The organism is Nocardia sp., assembly GCF_025465275.1.
Lineage (GTDB): Bacteria > Actinomycetota > Actinomycetes > Mycobacteriales > Mycobacteriaceae > Nocardia.
The window spans coordinates 1-2,524 of the sequence record NZ_JAODNK010000241.1 but is presented as its reverse complement, the minus strand read 5'-3'; the positions used below and the strand labels follow the sequence as shown (position 1 = coordinate 2,524).

Here is a 2,524-nt window from a genome sequence, read left to right as displayed (position 1 = left end):
GACCACCGAAAGAAGACTAACGCGGGTTTGCCCGCACAGTCAGGCCCTCCAGACTTGATCGGCGCGCGCCTGTCATTCCACGCATCGGCAAACGCGCTACGGCCGTTTTGCGCCACAAGCTGCCATTCCAGAACTGTTCATTCCGCGGTGGTTGCATGAGCTTGCTTCGGGCTCTATGCGCGACGCGCGCTCTGTGACCTCAGATGAGCAGGCATTTAGACTAGTGTATCGGAACGGTCCGCAATTGCTGACGGCGTCCTCGAAACCGCAATCAGTCAATGCTTGGTTGCAGAACATCTTCTGCACTTACCGGAGTCTCTTCGATGACCATCGATCCTAGCCTCACGCAAATTGAAACGCGCAACAGTTCAATGCATGATTTCGTCACCAGCCGCTCCTTCGTACCTCCAGCGGGTCCAGTATTTCTCACCGTTGAGGAGGTTGTTGAGCGTTATCGCGGACAGGTCAGTGAGGGAACCCTTCGCAACTGGCGTTCGATGAGGATCGGCCCATCTTTCATCAAGATCGGCAAAGCTATTCTCTATCCGCTGGAGGAGCTCGATCGCTGGGATCGTAGAAATCTAGTTGTTTGCCGACCTTCGCGATCGCCCCCGTTGGAGGAAGCTGTATCGTGATATCTGCCAGTCGACAGTTACCGCTGAGTGAGATGATCTAGCCGAGATAGATTTCGATTCGGAATCCGTGCTACAATGTGATTGTAGAGTTTCGTGAAGGCAGCCGCATGATACTTCGGGTCTATCCCGATCTGTAACGGGGAACCAGCCCCAGTTGCATCCCCCTTCCGAACTTAGCAAAGCACTAGAAGCTTGCTTTTAAATGAGATTCTTCCTTCAAGTATGTTGATGCACAACCATCCCTCCGGCGATCCGACGCCGTCGCAGGCCGATGTGCAGATGACCAAAGCGATCATCGACATCGCCGGCCCGCTCGGCATCTCCGTGCACGATCACATCATCGTCGGCAAGAACGGGCATGCGAGCCTGAAGGGGATGCGGCTGATTTAGTCCACAAGGCGCCGTGCCAGCGCTTGAGTACGAAGTCGTCAGCGAAAGCCGCGCGCGCCCACAGCCAGAACGCGACCGAACCGCCGGAGGACAACGCCAGAAGAATCAGGCTCTACCATTGCCAGGGCGACGGAAAGGTCGGCGCCGAGCGGATCGCGGAAGCGGCGGCGGCCACCGCGAGCGCCGCACCCAGGAGCGCGACCGCGCTGTCACGGCGGTCTCGCAGCGCCACGCAAGCGATCAGCAAAGACAATCCGACGACGGCGCCACGCAAACCGAGATCGACAGACAAGAGACCGCGGTTGCCCACGATCCGGAACTCTCCACCGGGCTTGTCGCACGGCTCGCTCTTACGCCTTAAGGCCGGGCGATGTCGGGTCGGGCCGATTCCGATCGCGTTCTACTTAGCCTCGCAGACCATGCATACGGCGCTCGCATCTGCGAACGAGATGAAATGGGTGACGCTCCAGAGCTCGTTGTGAAGCAGTTCACAGCGCGCCGCGCTGGACCGGAGTAAAGCAACTTTAGATTGCTACGAGCGGCTCGCTTCGAAGCCGTATTCTGAAACCCGCATTGTTCGCACGGCACCACAGGAGGATCAAATGGCTTACCAATTTCCCGCCGTAGGACACAAATATCTCGTCGACTTCACCGCGGACGACGGCAGCGGACAATTCAAGGTGCAACTGGATTTTCATTCCGCGACTTCATTGACCTATACCGGCGTGAAGCCCGACGGCACGCTTGGCGATCAACCCGAGACCGTGGACATCACGGTCGAACCGATCAGGGACCAGCTCTATTTGGTGACCTGGAAGGAGCAACTCGGAACCACCGTGGTGCATCTGGAGGACTACACGAACAACACCATCATCACCAGCATCACCGACCCCAATACGAAAGATCCCACCAAGCCGACGTTCTCGAAATATCACGGCACCATGACGCAGACATCGTAGCGGTTCACCGCGACGATTCTGCATTACGCATTTTCAAATCCACGACCTCAACCATGGGAAATCCGAAAATGTCCGAAATTCTGGTCAGCACTGATTTTGGGCGCGGGGGGCCGGTGATCGGCGGTTTCAGTACGGGGTTCGTCGTCGTATGGGCCAACACCGGCAATCAGGACCTCAACGCCGCGAGGTTCGACGCCTCCGGCACCAAACAGGACGAGTTCGTCGTCAACACCACAAAGGGGATCTTCGGCTTGCCCGCCATCGAAAGGGCAGGCGAAGGCTTTGTCGTCACCTGGATCACATCGTCCCCTCCGGCAAGAGTTTTGCTCCAGAGATATGACGACAGTGGAAGAAAAGCGGGCCCTGAAAGTGTTGTCAGCTCAAACAACGTCGTTGCCGATCTCGAACGCATTCGGGCGCCCGTGGTTGCCTTTTTGGAGAGCGGTAACTTCGTCATCAGCTGGGTGGCGGCGCTGCCCACCATTCAGGTTCGCGCGGCGATTTTCAACGGTTTCGATGGCGGCAGGAAGGGCGGCGAAT

5 protein-coding genes are annotated in these 2,524 nt (G+C 57.5%); 4 read left to right on the top strand and 1 reads right to left on the bottom strand.

The window, feature by feature from the left end:
• Positions 1–323: 323 nt before the first annotated feature.
• Entirely contained in the window at positions 324–635 is a 312-nt protein-coding gene (locus tag JWN03_RS45390) for a helix-turn-helix domain-containing protein (RefSeq protein ID WP_297629029.1), read from the top strand.
• A 228-nt stretch (positions 636–863) separates the two neighbouring features.
• Entirely contained in the window at positions 864–1,025 is a 162-nt protein-coding gene (locus JWN03_RS45385; RefSeq protein ID WP_297629028.1) for a JAB domain-containing protein, read from the top strand.
• Positions 1,026–1,137: 112 nt separating this feature from the next.
• On the opposite strand, the gene JWN03_RS45380 is transcribed toward JWN03_RS45385, so the two are convergent.
• Positions 1,138–1,335 carry a hypothetical protein gene (locus tag JWN03_RS45380; RefSeq protein ID WP_297629027.1) on the bottom strand — a complete coding sequence of 66 codons (198 nt, stop codon included), beginning with the start codon at positions 1,333–1,335 and terminating at the stop codon, positions 1,138–1,140.
• Between the two features lie 292 nt (positions 1,336–1,627).
• Here JWN03_RS45380 and JWN03_RS45375 point away from each other — a divergent pair, with 292 nt between their 5' ends.
• Together JWN03_RS45375 and JWN03_RS45370 are read left to right on the top strand one after the other, a co-directional pair.
• On the top strand, positions 1,628–1,984 hold the full coding sequence (locus tag JWN03_RS45375) for a MoaF-related domain-containing protein (RefSeq protein WP_297629026.1): 357 nt from the start codon (positions 1,628–1,630) through the stop codon (positions 1,982–1,984).
• Positions 1,985–2,052: 68 nt separating this feature from the next.
• Positions 2,053–2,524, top strand: a 472-nt coding sequence (locus JWN03_RS45370; protein ID WP_297629025.1) for a hypothetical protein, incomplete at its 3' end; no start/stop codon positions are given.